The organism is Bradyrhizobium sp. CCGB20 (genome assembly GCF_024199855.1).
Lineage (GTDB): Bacteria > Pseudomonadota > Alphaproteobacteria > Rhizobiales > Xanthobacteraceae > Bradyrhizobium.
The window spans coordinates 389,348-409,715 of record NZ_JANADN010000001.1; the positions used below are offsets into that span (position 1 = coordinate 389,348).

Below are 20,368 nucleotides of genomic sequence, written 5' to 3' on the forward strand. Positions count from 1 at the left end.
GTTCACCCTCACATCAGCCCTTTGAGACCCGATTGGAAGCGCCATGACCACGATCCTGAAAAGCCTGCCCAAGGGTGAGAAAGTCGGCATTGCTTTTTCGGGCGGCCTCGACACCAGCGCGGCGTTGCTCTGGATGAAGCAGAAGGGCGCGCGCTGCTACGCCTATACCGCCAATCTCGGCCAGCCCGATGAGGCCGACTACAACGAGATCCCGCGCAAGGCGGAAGCGTTCGGCGCCGAGAAGGCCGTGCTGGTCGATTGCCGCACCCAGCTGGTCCACGAAGGCATCGCCGCGATCCAGTCCGGCGCCTTCCACATCTCGACCGGCGGCATCACCTATTTCAACACCACGCCGCTCGGGCGCGCGGTGACCGGCACGATGCTGGTCGCGGCGATGAAGGAGGACGGCGTCAACATCTGGGGCGACGGCTCGACCTTCAAGGGCAACGACATCGAGCGCTTCTACCGCTACGGCCTGCTGACCAACCCATCCCTGCGCATCTACAAGCCCTGGCTCGACCAGCAGTTCATCGACGAGCTCGGTGGCCGCGCCGAGATGTCGGCGTTCATGACGGCGCAGGGCTTCGCCTACAAGATGAGCGCCGAGAAGGCGTATTCGACCGACAGCAATCTGCTCGGCGCCACGCACGAAGCCAAGGATCTCGAGAGCCTCGACAGCGGCATCAAGATCGTCAACCCGATCATGGGCGTGCCGTTCTGGCGCGACGACTGCAACGTCAAGGCCGAGAAGGTCGTGGTGCGTTTCGAGGAAGGCCAGCCTGTTGCATTGAACGGCCAGACCTTCTCCGATCCCGTCGCGTTGTTCCTCGAAGCCAACGTCATCGGCGGCCGTCATGGCCTGGGCATGAGCGACCAGATCGAAAACCGCATCATCGAGGCCAAGAGCCGCGGCATCTATGAAGCGCCGGGCATGGCGCTCCTGCACATCGCCTATGAGCGCCTCGTCACCGGCATCCACAACGAGGACACGATCGAGCAGTACCGCATCAGCGGCATGCGCCTCGGACGTCTGCTCTATCAGGGCCGCTGGTTCGATTCGCAGGCCCTGATGCTGCGCGAGACCGCGCAACGCTGGGTCGCGCGCGCCGTCACCGGCGAGGTCACGCTGGAGCTGCGCCGCGGCAACGACTACTCGATCCTCAACACCGAGAGCCCCAACCTGACCTATGCGCCGGAGCGGCTCAGCATGGAGAAGGTCGAGGACGCCGCGTTCACGCCGGCCGACCGCATCGGCCAGCTCACCATGCGCAACCTCGACATCGCCGACACGCGCACGAAGCTTGGTCTCTATTCGAAGACCGGCCTGCTGTCGGGTAGCGAAGGCTCGCAGATCTTCCGGCTCGAGAGCGACAAGGGCTGAGGCCGTAGGGCGGGTTAGCCGAAGGCGTAACCCGCCACGCCTCCGCGTTTGGCAAACGAAGTCGGCGGATTACGCTTCGCTAATCCGCCCTACAACAAGAAACAAGAATGGCCGGGCTCGCTCCCGGCCATTTGCGTTTCTGACCTTTGCCTCAGCGCGGCGGCGCGGTGGCTCGGCAGCGTGCCGCGCGACATTATGCGGCACTGTGTTCCACGAGACCGGAAGGTGTCTGAAACGACCGAATGAGTGGGGCCTGTCACGACGGAGCGACCCATGGCCAGACACAGACACGATCTGCCGCAGCATCGAGGCGGCATCTTCCTGACCGACGGTGGCATGGAGACCACCCTGATCTTTCACAAGGGACTGGAGCTTCCCCACTTCGCTGCATTCGTGCTGCTCGAGAGCGCGGAAGGCCGATCACATCTGAAGGAATATTACGACGCCTATCTCGCCATCGCGCGGCAGCGTGGGCTCGGCTTTGTGCTCGACAGTCCGACCTGGCGCGCCAATGCTGATTGGGGTGCCAAGCTTGGTTATGATGAGGACAGGCTCAAGGCGCTCAACATGCGTGCCATTCGCTTTATCGAGGAATTGCGCGGTGCCTGGGAGGCTCCTGGCCGGCCTTGCGTGATCAACGGCGCGATCGGCCCGAGGGGCGATGGCTACAAGGCCGGCAACATGGATGCGGCCGAGGCGATGGCCTATCACTCGCCTCAGATCGCGGCATTTGCCGAGGCTGGCGCGGACATGGTGACCGCGTTCACGCTGAACAGCGTCAATGAAGCCATCGGCGTTGTGCGTGCGGCGAAGATGCAGGCGATTCCAGTTGCGGTCTCGTTCACAGTCGAAACCGACGGTCGTCTGGTCAGGGGAGAGACCCTGCGTGAGGCGATCGAAACGGTCGATCATGCAACGGAACGCGCGTGCGAATATTTTCTGATCAACTGTGCTCATCCAACACATTTCGAGGGTGCTCTCGAAGCCGGCGAGCCATGGGTCGAGCGCATTCATGGCGTTCGCGCCAACGCCTCGATCAAGAGCCATGCCGAGCTTGACGAATCGGAGGCGATCGACAGTGGCGATCCCGTCGATCTCGGCCGCCGCTATCTGGCGCTCAGGCGCGCGTTCCCGCGCATGCAGTTGCTCGGCGGCTGCTGTGGCACTGATCACAGGCATCTCGCAGCCATCTGCGATGCCTGCATGCCGCATCAGGCGTCAGGTGCATGATCAAAACAAAAATGGCCGGGATCGCTCCCGGCCATTTTCCATTCGTGCCTCGCCTCAGCGCGGCGGTGCGGTGCCGGGTGGGGGCGGCGGCAGCGAAGCCTGACCACCATTGAGCAACGGCGTGATGTTGCGGATGGTCACACGCCGGTTGATCGGGCTCGGCCCCTGCGTCTGCTCCTTCAGATACTGCTCGCCATAGCCCTGTGACGTCAGGTTCTCGGCGGGCACATTGAACTGCTGCGTCAGCAGTTCGGCCGCGGACTGCGCACGGCGGTCCGACAGCGACAGATTGTCGACGTCGTTGCCGACCGCGTCGGTGTGTCCCTCGATCAGGAACACCTCGCGCGGGTTGCGCTGGATCGCCTGGTTCAGTCCGTCCGCGATCACCTGGAGCCGGGCCGCCTGGTCCGGCGGGATGGTCCACGATCCCGTCTCGAAGTTGATCGTGTTGACGTCGATGCTCGGCATCTGCATGCGAACATTGGGGCTGTAGCGGATCTCGTCGAGCGAGTAACGCCGATCGATCCGCTGCACCGGCGGTGCCACCATGGTCTGGTAGATCACGTCCGGCGACGCCTCCTGAGCGTCGACGATGTAGCGATCATAGGGAATGTTCACGACCGGCGGCGGCACGTCGACATAGAAGCCGCCGACCGCCCGCGGATCGCGATAGGTGTTGTCGATGATGATGATCTCGCGTCCGCGCGGGTCCCTGCGGATACGCCGCAGCAGCGAGCCGTCCGCGCCGACCACGGTGATCACCTCGCTGCCGTCGGGACGGACCACGACGGTGCGGGTTTCGCCGCCGACGGTGTCGGTGCGGATGTCGCGGGCGCCGTAGCGGAAGCGATAGAGGTCGTTGCCGCGGACATAAGCCTGCCCGCCCGGATCGCGGATGATGATGCGGTCCGGCTCGGTGTAGACGGTGCGGCCGCCTTCGACGACCTCGCGCCGCTGGCTATGCATGTCGGCGATGGTCGCGCCGATCACGGCACCGGCCACCACGCCCGCGCCGATCGCGAGCGGCGTCAAGTCACGCTGCTGCGGACGCGGCGGTGGCGGCAGCGGAGCTGCGACTGTCGGCGCGGCACGGAAGGCCGGTGCGACCGTCGGCGGCGCGTATTGCGCCCTGTTGGGCGGCGGTGCCGCGGCCGGCGTACCGGGGACGACGGTCGGTGCCGCGGCGCCGGCGGGAGGAGCCGGTGGCCGGGGCGGCAGACCGGCCTGGGGCGGCGCGGCCGGGGCTCCGGCAGCGGGCGCGCCGGCAGGAGGCGTTGCACCCTGTTGGCCGGGGGGCGGCGTCGTGGTCGGGGCTGCACCAGGCGCGGGCGCTGGTCCCGCACCGGGACGTCCGGGCGGCGGCGTTGCGGCACCGGGGGCCGGTGTGGCCGTCGGAGCGGGCGCGGCACCGGGAGCCGGTGTTGGCGATCCCGCAGCCGGAGGGGTGCCGGGCCGTGCGCCGGGCGGCGGCGCGCCGGGGCGGCCAGCAGGCGGTGCGCCAGGCGTGCTGCCCGGAGCCGGCGTTGCGGTCGGCGCAGGTGTGGTCGCCGGTGCAGGTGTGGTTGCCGGGGCAGGCGCGTTCGGGCGAGCCGTGGGTGCTGCTGTCGGAGCAGCAGGTGTTGCCGCCGGCGCGGGGCGCCCCGCAGGACCCGCTGCCGGAGGCGGCGTCGGAGTCGGGCGAGCCGCAGGCGGCGGTGGCGTCGGCGCGTGCTGCTGCGGAGCCGCCGCGGGAGGCGGTGCTGGCGGCGTGGGAGCCGGACGTGCCGCGGGCGGTGCCGGAGGCGGCGGTGTCGGAGCGTGCTGCTGCGGCGCTGCAGCCGGCGGCGGCGAAGGCTGCTTCGGAGCGGCAGGCGGCGGTGGGGGCGGCGGCGGTGCCGGGCGGGCCGCAGGTGGCGGCGGAGGCGGTGGCGGCGCTGCAGGGCGCGGCGGTGCGGCAGCCGGCGGAGGCGCAGCGGGCGGGTGAGGCGGTGCAGCCGCGGGCGGCGGTGCCGCGGGGCGCGCGGGCGCCGCAGGCGGCGCGGCCGCTGGCGGTCCCTTCGGAGGCTGCTTCGGTTTTCCGTCAGGGCCCGTCTCTTGTTGTGGCTGGGCCTGCGCAACCACGAGCGGCGGCGCGCTTTGCGCATGCGATGCGGAGCTTGTGAACTGCATCGCGGTCAGAGCCGTCGTTGCAAGCAGCACGAAACGAAGGTTGGTCATGATAGTGAACTTCCCCGGAAGGTTCTTTGACGAAGTGTCGGGATGAACGGCTACGCGTTAGGCCGGAATGTGGCGGGCGAAGAGGTCGCGGTCCGATTTATTTCTGCACGCAAATCACCTCACTATGGTGACGTTCATTGCGCATTCAGAAGCAGGTTGCAATTGCCTCACATGTGATGCTTCGCCTCATATGTGATCCCGCGGCGAACTTGCATCCGTCGCGGGATTCGGCGTGAGCGGTCCGGTCGGTCCGCGCGATGGAATCTCTTCCGGCATGTGGCCCGGCAATTCGTCGGGTCGCGGTGGCGAGCCGGGCTCGCGCACCGGCGGCGTGATTTCAGGCTGCGGATTGCCCGGTGGAATTCCAGGCGGCGGCTCGGAAGGCGTGCCGGGAGTCGACGGCGGAATCTCGGGTGGCTCAATCGGCATCAGCATCATCGGGGTCAGTTGTCCGGAGAACGATAACGATGATGCCGCGCCGATGTTCCTCGCGCCGTCGTCCTGAAACTTGCCTATTCCGGTGCGTGGCAGACGGCCTCGATGTTGTGGCCGTCGGGATCGCGCACGAACGCGCCGTAATAGTTCGCATGATAATGCGGGCGAATGCCGGGCGGTCCGTTGTCGCGTCCGCCGGCCGCCATCGCCGCCTTGTAGAACGCATCGACCGTGGCGCGGTCTTTGGCGACGATCGCAACATGCACGGGCTTGTTCATCGCGCCTTCGGCGCCGAACCAGAAGTCCGGCTTGCCGTTGGCGCCGAAGCCCGCAGCAGCGGAGTGGCCGGTCCGCTCCGCCGTCACTTCCATGATCAGGCTATAGCCGAGCGGAGCCAGCGCCGCCGCGTAGAACGCCTTCGCGCGCTCATAGTCGGAGACGGAGAAACCCAAATGGTCGATCATCGCAACCTCCGTTGTTCGCCCCTGTCAGCGCGACAGGAACGTATTGCTCCGCGTCTTGCGCACGATCGCAAAGCCGCGTGCGACCATGTCAGCAATACAATCCTGCTGCCATTCGTTTTGTGACAGATGCTCGATCACGACCGCGCGCGGCCACTGCGATTGCGGCGCGTCGCGGAAGAAGCCGATCAGCACACGGTCCTCGAAGCCCTCGACGTCGATCTTCAGCGAATCGACCTGCGCAACTCCGGCTTCGTCCAGGATGCGCGTCAGCCGCAGTGAAGGCACCTTGATCGCATCCGTGCTGGCTGCGCCGGTCACGACATGCGTGGCGCCGAGATTACCGCCGCCGCTCTCGATCATCAGCTCGCCGTCGCTGTCGCCGGCGGCGGCCTGCACCAGGCGCACCTGCGTTGCGTTCGATGCGGCCTGGTTGAACGACAGCCGCCCGAACGTCATCGGATGCGGCTCGATCGCGACCACCTTGCCCTTGGTGCCAACCTGCCGCGCCATCACCAGCGCAAAGGTGCCGACATTGGCACCGACGTCGACGAACGTGCCCCCCGCAGGCGTGTGCCCGCGCAGGAAGTCGAGCTCGTCGAGATTGTAGTCGGGGTTGAACAGCGCGCCGCGCTCGGTCGCGCTGCCCTGGTGATAGAGCCGGAACGAGGCGCCCTGGTATTGCACGTCAACGGGGCCGCCGCGCAGCAGATTGACGAGCCGCGACATCCACGGACGGAACGCGCCGCGCTTCAGCCCCGACTGCGTCGCGAGGCGAATGATGGCAGCCTGCGCAGCATTTGGCGCGAAAGCGCCGAATGGCGCGGACGAAGGGGCGTTGTCGGGCGTCAAGCAGGCGGTCCTCGTTGCAAGCGGCGCATGCATAGCCGGTTTTGATGAGAGCTACAATTTCGCTGTCGTTCCGGGGCGCGAAGCGAACCCGGGACCCATAACCACAGGGAGGAATTGTGGTGCAAGATGCCCACTCCGAGTCTTCGCCACACTGCTCCCTGGGGGTATGGGTCCCGAATCTGCGCTCCGCTTCGCTGCGCTTGTCCGGGATGACGGAGAGAGTGTGCTACGCCGCCTTCTTCGGTGTCGCCTTGCGCTGGCGCAGGAAGCGGCCGAGCAGCTTGCGCCGGCCCTTGCGCGGGATCAGCTCGATGTCGCTGACGAGCTTGGCGCCGCCCTTGCGGCGCTCCAGCACGATCTTGCGGCTGTGGAAGGCCTCCAGCTCGACGCGATGCGCGACGCTGACGATGGTCGCCTTCGGCAGCGCGTCGGTGACCATCTGCATCATCTTGTCCTGGCTCTTCTCGTCGAGCGCCGAGGTCGCTTCATCGAGCACGACGATGTCGGGGTTGTGCAGCAGCAGCCGGGCGAAGGCGAGGCGCTGCTTTTCACCGCCCGACAGCGTCTGGTCCCACGGTCCCTCTTCCTCGATCTTCTCCTTGAGATGATCGAGGCCGACCTTGTGCAGCGCTTCGCCGATCTCCTCGACGGTCCAGTGATCGGCCGCGCCGGGATAGGCGACAGCACGGCGCAGGCTGCCGGACGGCACGTAGGGCCGCTGCGGCAGCATGAACAGCCGCCGGTCGGGATGGAAATTGACGCTGCCGCCGCCCCATGGCCAGAGCCCCGCGATGGCGCGCACCAGCGTGCTCTTGCCGGTGCCGGATTCGCCGGCGACCAGCAGCCGCTCGCCGGGCTCGATCACCACCTCGGTCTCGCCGACAACCGCGGTGCCGTCGTCGAGCGTGACCGAAAGGTCGTTCAATTCCAGCATGGCGTCGTTGCTGGTCTCGCCGCGCTTGATGCGGCCGAGGCCGTCGCCCTGCTCGGCGCGCTCGAGGCCGTCGAGCGACATCATCAGCGAGGCGATGCGGCGGGCGCAGGCGTTCCAGTCGGCGAGCCGCGGATAATTGTCGACCAGCCAGCCGAACGCGCTCTGCACGATGGTGAAGGCGGAGGCAGCCTGCATCACCTGTCCGAGCGTCATGCTGCCCTCGAGGAATTTGGGCGCGCAGAGCAGCAGTGGCACGACCGGCGCAACGAGGCTCGAGCCTTGCGAGACCAGCGTTGTGCGCATGTGCTGGCCGGCGAGGCGCGCCCATTGCCTGAGCACGCTGGTGAAGTTGCGGTCGATGCCGCCGCGCTCTTCCTCCTCGCCACCGAGCAGTGCGACGCTCTCGCCGTTCTCGCGCACGCGCGTCAGCGTGTAGCGGAAATCCGCCTCGGCCTGGTTCTTGTCCTCGGAGACCTGCACGAAGCGCCGGCCGATCACCAGGATAGAGCCGGAGGCGATCGCGGCATAGAGGATCGCGGCGATGACGAGGAAGCCCGGAATGGTGATGGTCGAGCCGCCGAGCGTGACCGTGAGCGCGCCGCCGATGGTCCAGAGCACGATGATGAAAGTGACGGCTGACAACAGCGCCGAGGTCACGCCGGCGAGAAAATCGACCGGAGAATCGGTCGCAACGCGCAGATCCTCGGCGATGCGGTATTCCGGGTTCTTGTGGTCGCCGCCGACCAGGTTGAGCTGATAGTAACGCCCGTTGGCAAGCCAGCGCGTCAGCACGCTGGCCGTGAGCCAGGCCCGCCAGCGCCGCTGAATGCCCATGCGTGCAAACACCTGGGCGACGCCGAGCATGATGCTGCCGATCGCGAGCGGGAAGAACATGGCCGTGAGATGGAAGACGGTGGCTGCGTTGCGCTTCTCGATGGCGTCGAAGATCGCGCGATTCCAGACGTTGATGCCGTACTGGAAGCCGACGGTCAGGATGATCAGCACGCCGAGTCCGATCGAGAATGGCCAGGCGAGACGGTCGCCGTTGCGGCCCCAGAAGCCGCGTGCGCTGATCCAGAAGCGCGTCAGCAGATAGTCCTTGCGGGCCTGCTCGGCCTCTTCGGGCGACAGCTCGGGGTCAGGTTCGACCAGCTCGGGCGGCGGCGGTGTGACCTCATCGCCGCCCTCGCCGGTGATCTCGATGATGGGCGGCTCCTTGCCCTGTTCGCGCTTTGCGGCCGGCTTCTGCATGCGCGGCTAACGCGAAAGAAATCAGTCGGTTCCCGCAGGTTCCTGGCCGGCCTCACTCGGCGGCGCCGTCGCGGACCGGCCGCAGCCTCGCGGCCCGATGGAGAACGCGCGACAATTCCTCTATCGAATAAGGCTTTTGCACGAGGTCGAAGCCGGCGGCGCCATCCTGTGACAGGGCCTGACTGTAGCCCGTGGTCAGCACGACCGGCACGCGGATGCCGCGGTCGCGGATGGCCTGCGCCAGATCGAGCCCGGTCATGACAGGCATCACCACGTCGGAGAACACGACGTCGAAGCGATCCGAATCCACGACCAGCTCGGCGAGCGCGTCGGTGGCGTTGTCGACCAGGGTGATGCTGTAGCCGAGCTCGGTGAGACCGTCGGCCGCGAAATTGGCCAGCTCGATATTGTCCTCGACCACCAGCACCGACATGCCGCTGCCTGCCTCCGCCGGCGCGGTGTTCGGCGCCTGCCGCTGCGGCAGCAGGTCCGCCGGCACGCGCGGCAGATAGAGCGAGAAGGTGCTGCCCTGGCCGACCTCGCTCGTCACGGTCACCTCGCCGCCGGATTGCCGGGCGAAGCCGAACACCTGCGACAGGCCGAGGCCGGTGCCCTGGCCGACCTGCTTGGTGGTGAAGAACGGCTCGAAGATGCGCCCCAAGCGTGCGGCGGGAATGCCGATGCCGGTGTCGCTGACGGCGACGCTGACGAAGCCGCCGTTTCCGGGGATGTGGCTGCCTGAGAGGTGTGCGAGCGTATCAGGAACGGTCGCCGCCGCCTGCACGACGAAGGTGATCCTGCCTTTGCCCTGCATGGCATCGCGCGCATTGGTCGCCATGTTGATCAGCGCTGTCTCGAACTGGCTGGCATCGGCATTGACGAGGCACGGCTCCGCCGGGAGCCGCATCGCGATCTCGATCGCCGGGCCCAGCAGCGTCGCGAGCATGTCGTGCAGCGACTGTATCCGCTCGCCGATATCGAACACCTCGGGCTTCAAGGTCTGGCGCCGCGCAAACGCCAGAAGCTGCGAGGTCAGCTTGGCCGCGCGCGCGACCGCGTCCGCAATGGCGGTGATGTAGCGCTCCCGCCGCTCCTCCGTCAGTTGCGTCCGGTTCAACAGGTCGACCGAGGCGCGGATCACGGTGAGCAGATTGTTGAAGTCGTGTGCGACGCCGCCGGTGAGCTGCCCGAGCGCTTCCAGCCGCTGGCTGTGCTTGAGCGCCTCCTCGGCCTCGCGCCGCGCGGTGGCCTCGGCGTGAAGATGCCGGGTGCGCCGGAGCGCGAACGCGAGCAGCAGAAACAGCAGCGCCGTAGCCGGAATGCCGAACACCAGATGCTGGCCCATGGTGGCGAACCAGCGCGCGCGGATCGCCGAGGTCTCGAGCCCGGCGCTGACATAGATCGGATATTCCGCAACGCGCCTGTAGCCGATGCGCCGCTCGATTCCGTCCGAGGGCCAGGCGATGGTGATGAGGCCGTGCTCGGGGTGAGCGGCGATCTGCCGCCCGACCGGCCCGGTCGGATCGAGCCGGAAGTCGCGGTCTACCCGCGGAAAATGCGTGAGCAGCACGCCGTCCGTGCGCCCCATGGCGAAGAAGCTGCCGGGATCGGAGCCGATCCTGGCATAAAAGCTCTCGAAATATTCCGGCAGGACGGAGGCCTGGATGACGCCGACGAAGCTGCCATCGTCGGTTTCGCGGCGCCTGCTCACGCCGAAGAAGCGTGCACCCTGATAGGGCGGACGCGGCGTCAGGGCCGCGCCGACGAACGTGCCGATGTTCTGGTCGACATGGGAATAGAAATAATCGCGGTCCGCGAAACTCAGATCCTGCGGTGGGGAGGCGAGGCTGTTGACCAGCGACTTTCCATTCGCGTCGAAGATCCAGGCCGATTTGAGCTGCGGCAGCGAATCGGCGAGCCGTTTCAGGCGGCGGTGCAGCGCCGGTTCGCGCGAGCGGATGACGTCGTCGGGAAGGCCGCGCACCACCTCGTTGATCTCGGCGAGGCTGCGGTCGATGGTCTCGAACACCTTGAGCGCGTGCTCATGGGCGACATCGAGGGTGCGCTCGATCTCGCGGTCGGCGATGTCTTTGGTCGATGTGTAGGAAATCGTGGAGGTGAAGACGAACAGCGCAATCGGCAGCGCCAGGGATGCAGCCATCATCCACTGCAACAGTCTCAACGAATTGCGTTGCGCGCCCTGCACTGCTCCGGTCCCTGACCGGAGAGCTTACTTGAAATTCCCGCCGGGAAGGAAGCGGCTTGTCGATGGAACCGGAGGTTGCAATCCGGAACTTCGCCCGTGGCGCGCGCTGGAAGAAAAATCTGCTCGAATCCGCGCCGGCCGTAGCATGCCCCGGCCGGCCCGGCCGGGGATCGTGACGTGAGCGGCGGCTAGACCTGGCGCTCGACCATCTTGAGCTTGAGCTCGGCGATGGCTTCCGCCGGGTTCAGGCCCTTCGGGCAGGCCTTGGCGCAGTTCATGATGGTATGGCAGCGGTAGAGGCGGAACGGGTCCTCGAGATTGTCGAGCCGCTCGCCGGTCGCCTCGTCGCGGGAGTCGGAGACCCAGCGGTTCGCCTGGAGCAGGGCGGCGGGACCGAGATAGCGGTCGCTGTTCCACCAATAGCTCGGGCATGAGGTCGAGCAGCAGGCGCACAGGATGCACTCGTAGAGGCCGTCGAGCTTCTCGCGGTCCTCGTGGCTCTGCTTCCATTCCTTTTGCGGCGTCGGCGAGGTCGTCTTCAGCCACGGCTCGACGGAGGCGTACTGCGCGTAGAAATTGGTCAGGTCGGGGACGAGGTCCTTCACCACCGGCTGGTGCGGCAGCGGATTGATCTTCACCGCGCCGTCCTTCACGTCGTGCATCGAGCGGGTGCAGGCCAGCGTGTTCTGGCCGTCGATGTTCATGGCGCAGGAGCCGCAGACGCCTTCGCGGCAGGAGCGGCGGAAGGTCAGCGACGGATCGATGTTGTTCTTGATCCAGATCAGACCGTCCAGCACCATCGGACCGCAATCATGGGTGTCGACGTAATAGGTGTCGACGCTCGGATTCTTGCCGTCGTCGGGATTCCAGCGATAGACGCGGAATTCGCGAGTTTCAGTCGCGCCCGCGGGCTTCGGCCAGGTCTTGCCGCCGGTGATCCTGGAGTTCTTCGGAAGTGCGAATTCAACCATTGCTCTAACCTTTCGTCATTCCGGGATGGTCCGAAGGACCAGACCCGGAATCTCGAGATTCCGGGTTCGATGCTGCGCATCGCCCCCGGAATGACGAGCTACTGTTGTTTCTCAGTACACGCGCGCCTTGGGCGGGATGTACTGCACGTCGTTGGTCATGGTGTAGTCGTGAACCGGGCGGTACTCGATCTTGACCTTGCCGGAGTCATCCAGCCAGGCCAGCGTATGCTTCATCCAGTTCTTGTCGTCGCGCTCGGAGAAGTCCTCGCGGGCATGCGCGCCGCGGCTCTCGGTGCGGTTGGCGGCCGAGTTCATCGTCACCACCGCCTGCGAGATCAGGTTGTCGAATTCCAGCGTCTCGACGAGATCCGAATTCCACACCAGCGAGCGGTCGGACACGGCGATGTCGGTGATGCCGCTGTGGACCTTCTCGATCAGGTTCTGGCCTTCGCTCAGGATCTCGCCGGTGCGGAACACCGCGCAATTGTTCTGCATCACGTGCTGCATGCCTTCGCGCAGCTTTGCGGTCGGCGTGCCGCCGGAGGCGTAGCGGTAATGGTCGAGGCGGCCGAGCGCCAGCTCGGACGAGTTCGCCGGCAGCTCCGGCTGGTTGGCGTTGGGCGTGAGCTTCTCGGCAAGGCGCAGCGCGGCGGCACGGCCGAACACGACGAGGTCGATCAGCGAGTTCGAGCCGAGGCGGTTGGCGCCGTGCACGGAGACGCAGGCCGCTTCGCCGATCGCCATCAGGCCGGGGATGATGGCGTTGTCGTCGCCGTCCTTCTTGGTCAGCACTTCGCCGTGATAGTTCGTCGGGATGCCGCCCATGTTGTAGTGCACGGTCGGCACGATCGGGATCGGCTCGCGCGTCACGTCGACATTGGCGAAGATCTTGGCGGATTCGGAGATGCCCGGCAGGCGCTCGGCGAGCACCGCGGGATCGAGATGGTCGAGATGAAGGAAAATGTGGTCCTTCTTCTTGCCGACGCCGCGGCCTTCGCGGATCTCGATGGTCATCGCGCGCGAGACGACGTCGCGGGAGGCCAGATCCTTCGCGGACGGCGCGTAGCGCTCCATGAAACGCTCGCCCTCGGAGTTGACGAGATAACCGCCTTCGCCGCGTGCACCTTCGGTGACGAGGCAGCCCGAGCCGTAGATGCCGGTCGGGTGGAACTGCACGAACTCCATGTCCTGCATCGGCAGGCCGGCGCGCAGCACCATGCCGCCGCCGTCGCCGGTGCAGGTGTGCGCCGAGGTGCAGGAGGCGTAGGCGCGGCCGTAGCCGCCGGTCGCCAGGATCACGGTCTGGGCCCGGAAGCGGTGCAGCGTGCCGTCGTCCAGCTTGAGCGCGATGACGCCGCGGCAGGTGCCCTGGTCGTCCATGATCAGGTCGATGGCGAAGAATTCGATGAAGAACTCGGCCGCATGGCGCAGCGACTGGCCGTACATCGTGTGCAGCATGGCATGGCCGGTACGGTCGGCGGCGGCGCAGGTACGCTGCGCCTGGCTCTTGCCGAACTCGGTGGTCATGCCGCCGAACGGACGCTGGTAGATCTTGCCGTCCTCGGTGCGCGAGAACGGCACGCCCCAATGCTCGAGCTCGTAGACCGCCTCGGGCGCGTTGCGCACCATGTATTCGATCGCGTCCTGGTCGCCGAGCCAGTCCGACCCCTTCACGGTGTCGTACATGTGCCAGCGCCAGTCGTCCTTGTGCATGTTGCCGAGCGAGGCCGAGATGCCGCCCTGCGCCGCAACCGTGTGCGAGCGGGTCGGAAACACCTTGGTGATGCAGGCGGTGCGAAGACCCGCTTCGCTACAGCCGACCACGGCGCGCAGGCCCGCGCCGCCGGCGCCGACCACGACGACGTCATAGGTGTGGTCTTCGATCGGATAGGCTTTGCCGTTGGTGGCGGGAGCGCCGGTGCCCTTGCCATTGGTCTCTGTGGCCATGGGTTACACTCCGGATGAAAGCTTCAGGATCGCGTAGGTCGAGGCGAGCGCGACGGCGACCGAGAAGAAATTGTTGAGCATGATCGAGACGAGCTTCAGCTTCTCGTTATGGACGTAGTCTTCGATCACGACCTGCATGCCGATCTTCATGTGCCAGGCGCTGGCGGCGATGAAGAGCAGCATGATGATGGCGATCGGCAGCGAGCCGAGGATCTGCGCCGCGAACGCCTGGTTGCGGCCGAACAGCATCACGATGACCACGATCACCGGGATCATCAGCAGCACCATCGCGACGCCGGTGATGCGCTGACGCCAGAAGTCGGACGTGCCCGAATGCGCCGCGCCGAGATTGCGGACGCGGCCGAGCGGGGTGCGCATGCTGCGCTTGGGCGAATCGGTTGCGCTCATCGTCCACCTCCGGTCGCGTAGGCGATGATCCAGATCAGCACCGTCAGCACGATGCCGCCGATCAGCGCGCCCCAGGTCAGGGCCTCGCGCTCGTTGGCCTTGAAGCCGTAGCCGAGGTCCCACACGAAGTGCCGGATACCGCTCAGCATATGGTGCATCAGCGCCCAGGTGTAGCCGAACACGATCAGGCGGCCGATGATGCTGCCGGTGAAGGCCTGGACGTGGCCATAGGCGGCCGGGCCGGAGGCCGCCGCGATCAGCCACCAGGCCAGCAGCAGGGTGCCGACATAGAGGGCGATACCGGTGGCGCGATGGACGATGGACAGCGCCATCGTCAGCGTCCAGCGGTAGACTTGCATGTGGGGGGAAAGCGGTCGTTCGATCCGTGCGGTCATGGGCTTTTGATGTTTATTGCGGCCCAGCATGGGGCGCGCGGGGATCGCGAAAGGTCGGCTCTATTTACGGAGTCGATTTCACCTGCGCAATCACCAAATCGCCATAAATCGAACCGCGGTTCAGCCCTAGACCCTTGATGAAACAAGGCCAATCAGGGGCTTGGTATACCAGAGCCTTGGCCTATCGACCAAAAACCGAATATATCTTCATTACTTCAAGCTCGCGCCCGAAGCATTGAAATCGCTATTGGAACACCTCTAAACGGACCATGCCGTCCAAATCGTCGCAGGTGCCGGCCGGCGGCCTCTCCTGATCCAACCATCCGGCGACGACCCGCTGCCGCACCCGTTTTTCGTTGCCAGTCGCGGATATGCGCAACCTGCATCCCACCCAAGACGGCCGGCGTGACGTGTCGACCGGGCAAATCAGATCGCCTACAGCTTGGACCGCAGCCGAATCCGGGCGGACGATTCGGAGACGCTGCGGCCAGTCGCCGGGGCAGGTCAGGGGTGATTGCAGGTCTTGATATCAAGGAGATCATCGAACTCGCGCTGTTGCTGATCGCAACCGGCGCGCTCTCGGGATTCCTGGCCGGCGTGTTCGGCATCGGTGGCGGCGCGATCCTCGTGCCGGTGTTCTACGAATGCTTCCGGATCGCCGGCGTGCCGCTGGAGGTGCGGATGCCGCTCTGCATCGGCACCTCGCTCGCGGTGATCATCCCGACGTCGATCCGCTCGTTCCAGGCGCATTACAAGCGCGGCGCCGTCGACATGACGATCCTGCGCGTGTGGTGGCTGCCGATTGTGATCGGCGTCATCGCCGGCAGCGTGATTGCGCGCTACGCGCCGGAAAAGCTGTTCAAGATCGTCTTCGTCGCTGTCGCCTATTCGGCTGCAGCCCGCCTCATCTTCGCGCGCGAGGGCTGGAAGTTCGGCGATGATCTGCCGAAGGGTCCCTTGATGCGAATCTACGGCTTCTGCGTCGGCATCCTCTCGACGCTGATGGGCATCGGCGGCGGACTGTTCTCGAACCTGCTGATGACCTTCTACGGCCGTCCGATCCATCAGGCCGTCGCGACCTCGTCGGCGCTCGCGGTGCTGATCTCGATCCCCGGCGCGCTCGGCTACATCTATGCTGGCTGGCCGGCGGCGGCGACCTATCCCGGCGTTTCGGCTCTGCAAGTGCCGTTCGCACTCGGCTACGTCTCGCTGATCGGCGCCGTGCTGGTGATGCCGATGAGCCTCGTGACGGCGCCGTTAGGGGTGAGGGCCGCGCATGCGATGTCGAAGCGGACGCTGGAAGTCGCGTTCGGATGCTATCTCTTCATCGTCGGCAGCCGGTTCGTGATGAGCCTGGTGGGCGGGCAGTGATTGGCTTGGGGCACGCGCGTCCCACACGCTCCACTGTCATCGCCCGACTTGATCGGGCGATCCAGTATTCCAGAGACAGCAGTGATTGAGCCCGAGAGGCCGCGGCGTACTGGATGCCCCGGTCAAGCCGGGGCATGACAGTGTGGGTGTGGCGCGGTCTTGTCTAAAGTCAGCCCCCTCACTTCTTCGCGTAAATATCCTTGTAGGTATCGCGCAGCACGTTCTTCTGCACCTTGCCCATGGTGTTGCGCGGCAGCTCGTCGACGACGAAGACGCGCTTGGGCATCTTGAACTTTGCAAGGCGCCCGTCGAGCGCCTTCAGCACTGCGGCCTCAGTCACATCGGCGCCCTTGTTGCAGACCAGCACCGCGGTGACGCCCTCGCCGAAATCGGCATGCGGCACGCCGATCACGGCGGACTCGATCACGCCGGGCATCGCGTCGATCTCGCTCTCGATCTCCTTGGGGTAGACGTTGAAGCCGCCGGAGATCACCAGATCCTTGCCGCGGCCGAGGATGTGGACGTAGCCCTTGTCGTCGATCTTGCCGAGGTCGCCGGTGATGAAGAAGCCGTCGGGGCGGAATTCCGATTTTGTCTTCTCCGGCATGCGCCAATAGCCCTTGAACACGTTCGGGCCCTTGACCTCGATCATGCCGATCTCCTCGCGCGGCAGTTCCTTGCCCGTCTCGGGCTCGGTCACGCGGACGGACACGCCGGGCAGCGGAAAGCCGACCGCGCCCGGCACGCGCTCGCCGTCATAGGGGTTCGAGGTGTTCATGTTGGTCTCGGTCATGCCGTAGCGCTCGAGCACCGCGTGCCCGGTGCGCGCCGACCATTCGCGATGGGTTTCGGCGAGTAGCGGCGCCGAGCCCGAGATGAACAGCCGCATATGCTTCGTCGTGTCGCGCGACAGTGACGAGTTCTGGAGCAGCCGCGTGTAGAAGGTCGGCACGCCCATCAGCACCGTCGCGCGCGCCATCAGCTTGATGATGAGGTCCGGGTCGAGCTTCGGCAGGAAGATCATCGAGGCCCGCGAGAACAGCGTCACGTTGGTCGCCACGAACAGGCCGTGGGTGTGATAGATCGGCAGCGCGTGGATCAGCACGTCCTTGTCGGTGAAGCGCCAGTAGCCGACGAGGCTCAGCGAGTTCGACGCGAGATTGTCGTGCGTCAGCATCGCGCCCTTGGAGCGGCCGGTGGTGCCCGACGTGTAGAGGATCGCGGCGAGATCGTCGTTTGCGCGCGACACCGTCGCGAATTCGCTGCTGGCCTTGCCGGCGGCGTCCGTCAGCGAGCCCTTGCCGTCAGGCCCGAGCGTTTCGACCCTGGCCTTCACCTTGGCCGCGATCGGGGCGAGCCCCTCCGCCTTGGAGGGATCGCAGACCACCAGCGACGGCTCGGCATCGCCGATAAAGTAGTCGAGCTCGTTCAGCGTATAGGCCGTATTGAGCGGCAGGTAGACCGCGCCGGCCCTGACAGTGCCGAGATACAGCACGATATTGGCGACCGACTTTTCGACCTGCACCGCGACGCGGTCGCCGGGCTTCACGCCGCGCGCGACCAGCACATTGGCCATCTGCCCGGCTCGCGCAATCAGCTCGCCATAGCTGATATGGGCGCCGTCCTGCGTCTCGATCGCGAGGCGTTCGGGATCGTCGAGGCCGTCGAACAGGCGGGAAAACAGGTTGGCGTTGGCTGCTTGGTTCATGCAAGATTTCCTCGACCGCAAGACTGACAAGGCCGGTCAAAGCCGGGGGCTGGATTAGCAAAAACCGCCCCAATGAAGCAACGGAGACAGTTTGCATGACCAAAGGTGGGAAACGCGTGGCCTGGGTGACGGGCGGGGGCAGCGGTATCGGGGAAGCCGGTGCCGAGGCGTTGGCTGCCGACGGCTGGACCGTCGTGGTCTCGGGCCGCCGCAAGGACGCCCTCGATGCCGTGGTTGCCAGGATCACCAAGGCCGGCGGGGCGGCCGAGGTCATCGCGCTGGATGTGTCCAACGCGACCGAGGCCCAGAAGGCGGCCGATCAAATCGTCGCGAAGCATGGCCGGATCGACCTGCTCGTGAACAACGCCGGCATCAATGTCCCCAAGCGGAGCTGGAAGGACATGGAACTGGACGGCTGGGACCAGCTGGTCCAGGTCAACCTCAACGGCGTGCTCTATTGCATGCGCGCGGTGCTGCCGACGATGCGCAAGCAGCAGGACGGCTCGATCATCAACGTCTCGTCCTGGGCCGGCCGCCATGTCTCGAAGATGCCGGGCCCGGCCTACACCACCACCAAGCATGCGGTGCTGGCGCTGACCCATTCCTTCAACATGGACGAGTGCGTCAACGGCCTGCGCGCCTGCTGCCTGATGCCCGGCGAGGTGGCGACCCCGATCCTGAAGCTGCGCCCGGTGGTGCCGAGCGAGGCGGAGCAGGCCAAGATGCTGCAATCCGAAGATCTCGGCCGCACCATCGCGTTCATCGCGAGCATGCCGCCCAGAGTGTGCATCAACGAGCTCCTGATCAGCCCGACGCACAATCGCGGCTTCATCCAGACGCCGAACAACAGGGATTGAAGCGGGCACACTGCGCGGCAATCTCTCCTCGTCGTCCCGGGGCGCGACGCAGTCGCGAACCCGGGACCCATAACCACAGGGAGAAGTTGTCGCGCGAGATAGGTACTCCGAGTCTTCGCCAAACGACTTCCTGTGGTTATGGGTCCCGGATCTGCGCTGCGCTTGTCCGGGACGACAGTGAAGCGTGTGGCCGCATCCATCACACGAACTCACCGCCCCATAGTTTCACGCATCACAAAGAATTTTTGTTCGAAACCCCATCGCAAACCCTCCCGTAGTTCGGCCAACGACGGCGCTGCTGCCTCACGTCAAACTGTCGCAGCCACCGTTGTTGCCAACTCAGACGCCGGCCATTGCCGGTCACAGCTCATCGGGAGACTCTCCATGTCGAAGCGTATTGCCTATCTCGCTGCCGCCGCCTTCAGCGCCCTGGCCATCACCGCGACCGTCGTCGCGCCGGTTCGTGCCGAGGAGAAGACCGTGATGGTCGGCGGCGCCGCAATGTTCCCGTCCAAGAACATCGTCCAGAACGCCGTCCACTCGAAGGACCACACCACACTGGTGGCGGCGGTGAAGGCGGCCGGCCTGGTGCCTACGCTGGAAAGCAAGGGCCCGTTCACGGTGTTCGCGCCGACCAACGCCGCCTTCGGCAAGTTGCCGGCCGGCACCGTCGACAACCTGGTCAAGCCGGAGAACAAGGCGACCTTGACCAAGATCCTCACCTATCATGTCGTGCCCGGCAAGCTCGAGGCCTCCGACCTCACCGACGGCAAGAAGATGAAGACCGCCGAAGGCGAGGAACTGACGGTGAAGAAGCAGGACGGCAAGGTCTGGATCGTCGATGCCAAGGGCGGCACCTCGATGGTGACGATCTCCAACGTCAACCAGTCGAACGGCGTCATCCATGTGGTCGACACCGTGCTGATGCCGGCGACGTAACACCGCCCAGCCCTGTTTCATCCCTCGAACAGGATGCTTTGAGACGGCGAGCCGGGGGGACCCGGCTCGCTTGTTTGTGACCACGATAGCCTGATGGCATCGTTTCAATGCGAAACGGGGCGTAACGAAAGCGGAAGTATCGGCGTATATTCAGGGTCACACGGCGTTCAGGACGGAACCATCATGTCGAGCCTCACAGTCACCGACGAACAGGTCAGCGCCACCCCGGCCAAAGTGATCCAGCCGGCCTGGGTCCGCGTCATGCACTGGATCAACGCGCTCGCCATGATCCTGATGATCCTGTCGGGCTGGCAGATCTACAACGCCTCGCCGCTGTTCGGCTTCAGTTTCCCGCGCGAGTATACGCTTGGCGGCTGGCTCGGCGGCGGTCTGCTCTGGCACTTTGCGGCGATGTGGCTCCTGATGATCAACGGCCTCGCCTATCTCGTCACCGGTTTCGCCACCGGCCGCTTCCGCAAGAAGCTGCTGCCGATCACCCCGTCCGGCGTGCTCCACGACGTCAGGGCTGCCCTCACCTTCAAGCTCGGCCATGACGATCTCACCGTCTACAATTACGTGCAGCGCGTGCTCTATGCCGGCATCATCGTGGTCGGCGTGCTGATCGTGCTGTCCGGCCTTGGAATGTGGAAACCGGTCCAGCTCTATTATCTGGTAATGCTGTTCGGCGACTATCCGACCGCGCGCTACGTGCACTTCTTCTGCATGGCCGCGATCTGTGCGTTCCTCGTCATTCACGTTGTTCTTGCGCTGCTGGTGCCGAAGAGCCTGCGCGCGATGATCATTGGCCGCTGAGCGGAGGGAGAAC

At 65.6% G+C, this 20,368-nt stretch carries 17 protein-coding genes; 6 read left to right on the plus strand and 11 right to left on the minus strand.

The features are described 5' to 3' along the window. The first annotated feature begins 43 nt into the window (after positions 1 to 43). Both argG and NLM15_RS01810 read left to right on the plus strand, forming a co-directional pair. Positions 44 to 1,381, plus strand: coding sequence for an argininosuccinate synthase (gene argG / locus NLM15_RS01805; protein ID WP_254114965.1), 1,338 nt, complete (start codon positions 44 to 46; stop codon positions 1,379 to 1,381). 273 nt (positions 1,382 to 1,654) lie between these two features. Further along, positions 1,655 to 2,611 carry a homocysteine S-methyltransferase family protein gene (locus NLM15_RS01810; RefSeq protein ID WP_254114966.1) on the plus strand — a complete coding sequence of 319 codons (957 nt, stop codon included), beginning with the start codon at positions 1,655 to 1,657 and terminating at the stop codon, positions 2,609 to 2,611. A gap of 54 nt (positions 2,612 to 2,665) precedes the next feature. On the opposite strand, the gene NLM15_RS01815 is transcribed toward NLM15_RS01810, so the two are convergent. From NLM15_RS01815 to sdhC, 10 genes are all read right to left on the minus strand, one after another. Continuing rightward, positions 2,666 to 4,807, minus strand: a complete 2,142-nt coding sequence (locus NLM15_RS01815) for an OmpA family protein (protein WP_254114967.1) — start codon at positions 4,805 to 4,807, stop codon at positions 2,666 to 2,668. Between the two features lie 186 nt (positions 4,808 to 4,993). Further along, positions 4,994 to 5,236, minus strand: coding sequence for a hypothetical protein (locus NLM15_RS01820; RefSeq protein WP_254114969.1), 243 nt, complete (start codon positions 5,234 to 5,236; stop codon positions 4,994 to 4,996). 83 nt (positions 5,237 to 5,319) lie between these two features. Further along, positions 5,320 to 5,706, minus strand: coding sequence for a VOC family protein (locus NLM15_RS01825; protein ID WP_254114971.1), 387 nt, complete (start codon positions 5,704 to 5,706; stop codon positions 5,320 to 5,322). 24 nt (positions 5,707 to 5,730) lie between these two features. After that, positions 5,731 to 6,555 carry an FkbM family methyltransferase gene (locus NLM15_RS01830; protein WP_254114973.1) on the minus strand — a complete coding sequence of 275 codons (825 nt, stop codon included), beginning with the start codon at positions 6,553 to 6,555 and terminating at the stop codon, positions 5,731 to 5,733. A gap of 226 nt (positions 6,556 to 6,781) precedes the next feature. Further along, the gene (locus NLM15_RS01835; protein ID WP_254114974.1) at positions 6,782 to 8,740 is read right to left on the minus strand and encodes an ABC transporter ATP-binding protein/permease; all 1,959 of its coding nucleotides are present in this window, start codon (positions 8,738 to 8,740) and stop codon (positions 6,782 to 6,784) included. A gap of 52 nt (positions 8,741 to 8,792) precedes the next feature. Continuing rightward, entirely contained in the window at positions 8,793 to 10,946 is a 2,154-nt protein-coding gene (locus NLM15_RS01840) for a hybrid sensor histidine kinase/response regulator (protein WP_254114975.1), read from the minus strand. A 188-nt stretch (positions 10,947 to 11,134) separates the two neighbouring features. Continuing rightward, positions 11,135 to 11,917 (minus strand): succinate dehydrogenase iron-sulfur subunit, encoded by a 783-nt coding sequence (locus tag NLM15_RS01845; RefSeq protein WP_254114977.1) that lies wholly within the window; start codon positions 11,915 to 11,917, stop codon positions 11,135 to 11,137. A gap of 111 nt (positions 11,918 to 12,028) precedes the next feature. Beyond that, a complete protein-coding gene (gene sdhA / locus NLM15_RS01850; protein ID WP_254114979.1) occupies positions 12,029 to 13,864 on the minus strand; it encodes a succinate dehydrogenase flavoprotein subunit in 1,836 nt (611 codons plus the stop codon). Between the two features lie 3 nt (positions 13,865 to 13,867). Beyond that, entirely contained in the window at positions 13,868 to 14,272 is a 405-nt protein-coding gene (sdhD, locus tag NLM15_RS01855) for a succinate dehydrogenase, hydrophobic membrane anchor protein (RefSeq protein ID WP_254114981.1), read from the minus strand. Continuing rightward, positions 14,269 to 14,667 carry a succinate dehydrogenase, cytochrome b556 subunit gene (gene sdhC / locus NLM15_RS01860; protein WP_254114983.1) on the minus strand — a complete coding sequence of 133 codons (399 nt, stop codon included), beginning with the start codon at positions 14,665 to 14,667 and terminating at the stop codon, positions 14,269 to 14,271. The genes sdhD and sdhC overlap by 4 nt, the downstream gene beginning before the upstream one ends. Before the next feature lie 510 nt (positions 14,668 to 15,177). Here sdhC and NLM15_RS01865 point away from each other — a divergent pair. Further along, a complete protein-coding gene (locus NLM15_RS01865; RefSeq protein ID WP_254114984.1) occupies positions 15,178 to 16,038 on the plus strand; it encodes a TSUP family transporter in 861 nt (286 codons plus the stop codon). A 178-nt stretch (positions 16,039 to 16,216) separates the two neighbouring features. Here the strand turns inward: NLM15_RS01865 and NLM15_RS01870 are convergent, their stop codons facing one another. Continuing rightward, entirely contained in the window at positions 16,217 to 17,746 is a 1,530-nt protein-coding gene (locus tag NLM15_RS01870; RefSeq protein ID WP_254114985.1) for a malonyl-CoA synthase, read from the minus strand. Between the two features lie 95 nt (positions 17,747 to 17,841). Here NLM15_RS01870 and NLM15_RS01875 point away from each other — a divergent pair, with 95 nt between their 5' ends. The 3 genes from NLM15_RS01875 to NLM15_RS01885 all read left to right on the plus strand — a co-directional run bounded on the left by NLM15_RS01875 (position 17,842) and on the right by NLM15_RS01885 (position 20,355). Beyond that, positions 17,842 to 18,603: an SDR family oxidoreductase gene (locus NLM15_RS01875; RefSeq protein ID WP_254114986.1), complete on the plus strand. Its 762-nt coding sequence runs from the start codon at positions 17,842 to 17,844 to the stop codon at positions 18,601 to 18,603. 384 nt (positions 18,604 to 18,987) lie between these two features. Then, positions 18,988 to 19,542 carry a fasciclin domain-containing protein gene (locus tag NLM15_RS01880; protein ID WP_254114987.1) on the plus strand — a complete coding sequence of 185 codons (555 nt, stop codon included), beginning with the start codon at positions 18,988 to 18,990 and terminating at the stop codon, positions 19,540 to 19,542. A 183-nt stretch (positions 19,543 to 19,725) separates the two neighbouring features. Next, a complete protein-coding gene (locus NLM15_RS01885; RefSeq protein ID WP_254114988.1) occupies positions 19,726 to 20,355 on the plus strand; it encodes a cytochrome b/b6 domain-containing protein in 630 nt (209 codons plus the stop codon). Positions 20,356 to 20,368 lie beyond the last annotated feature (13 nt).